The 1453-nt window shown below is 54.4% G+C and carries 3 protein-coding genes; all 3 read left to right on the top strand.

The window, feature by feature from the left end; translation table 11 throughout:
- On the top strand, window positions 1-296 hold a 296-nt coding region (locus Q8Q08_00025; GenBank protein MDP2652405.1), incomplete at its 5' end, for a hypothetical protein.
- A 99-nt stretch (window positions 297-395) separates the two neighbouring features.
- Window positions 396-941 carry a hypothetical protein gene (locus Q8Q08_00020; protein MDP2652404.1) on the top strand — a complete coding sequence of 182 codons (546 nt, stop codon included), beginning with the start codon at window positions 396-398 and terminating at the stop codon, window positions 939-941.
- 315 nt (window positions 942-1256) lie between these two features.
- A partial coding sequence (locus Q8Q08_00015) for a hypothetical protein (GenBank protein ID MDP2652403.1) occupies window positions 1257-1453 on the top strand: 197 nt, incomplete at its 3' end.

Raw genomic sequence — 1453 nt, 5'->3', positions numbered from 1 at the left:
TCACGACAACGGCATCTGCGGCGGAGTCGGACATCCATGATTCGGACGTGCTTGTCGCTCCGGCGGAGGTTATCCAGAAACCGTTGAGGTTCGTGTCTGTTGAAGATGCCTGTATGGCGAATTGGGTTGTGGGAGTTGATGTCGGGTTTCCGTTCGCGTCGTTCGCAAAATCCAGGGTGGAAGTTGTTGCTCCGGATATTGTCGGAGTTCCGGGAGTCGCGGCGGTGGTATATGCCTCGGAAGAAGCTGAAGCCGAACCCGTGTTGGAAAGGGCGTCTCTTGAGGTAACCGTGTAGCCGTAACATTGGTTGGTTTGGAGACCGGAATCGGTGTATGAAACGGTTCCCAACCAGCCGGATGAAGTTCCTCCTGTGCCTCCATCGGAGGCGCAAGCGGTGAAGGTGAAAAGGTACGAGATGGGAGGAGTGGCGTCCGTCGTGGAAGAAACCGTCATAGCGATGGTTGAAACGCTTGTATCGTTGGGAGCTGAAGACCATGTTGGAGGATTGGGGGTTGGGGGGTCGGCCTCCGCGCTCGTCGTCCCTTGTCCCTCGCCGCTAAGCGAAGTCGCGTCGCCGTCCGCGTTTTGGGCTTTGACTTTGAAACCGTATGTAATTACCGCGCCAAGGCCGTTCACGACAAAACCATCCCACGTAGCATCTGATTTCCAGGATTCACTAGTGCTTGTTGAAATATTGTTGCTCGTTCCGGCAATCCAAAAGCTGTTGAAATTTGTATCCGTTGAAGATGCCTGTACGGCAAACTGGGTCGTGGGATTTGATGCAGGGTTTCCGTTCGCGTCGTTGCTTGTGATCGTGAGGGTTGAGGTTCCGGCAGAGCCGATTGTCGGAGTTCCGGGGATGGCGGCGGAAGTGTATGTCTCGGAAACGGTTGACGAAGAACCGGCGGTGGAGTTGCCGTCTCTTGATTGCACGGCATAGCCGTAACATTGGTTCGCCTGAAGTCCCGAATCTGTGTATGAAATAATTCCCTGCCAGGAACTGGACGTTCCTCCCGTGCCTCCTTCGGAAGCGCAAGCGGCGAAGTAGAAGAGATATTGGATTGGATGGGTGGCATCAGTCGTGGAAGAGACCGTCATAGATATCTGAGACGTACTGATGTTTGCCGGCGCGGAAGTCCACTCTGGAGGATTTGGAGTAGGCGGGTCGGCCTCTGCCGTTGTCGTCCCCTGTCCTTCCACGCCGAGAGATGTTTCTTCTCCGTCACCGTTAATCGCCTTCACTTTGAAACCATAGATGGTGGAATTTTTGAGGCCGCTTATCACTTTGTTGTCCAGATTTGCGTCGGAGAACCATACGGCGGTTGCGCTCGTTGCGGTTGTTGAAGCAATCCAAAACCCGTTCCAACTCGCGTCCGTAGAAGATGCTTGCACGGCGAATGTGGTTAGCGGATTTGAAGAGGGGTTGCCGTTCTCGGCATTGGTCAGAGTAAG

Source organism: Candidatus Omnitrophota bacterium, assembly GCA_030688425.1.
In the GTDB taxonomy this organism is placed as follows: domain Bacteria; phylum Omnitrophota; class Gorgyraeia; order Zapsychrales; family JANLHA01; genus JAUYIB01.
This window is presented reverse-complemented; position numbering and strand designations above follow the sequence as displayed.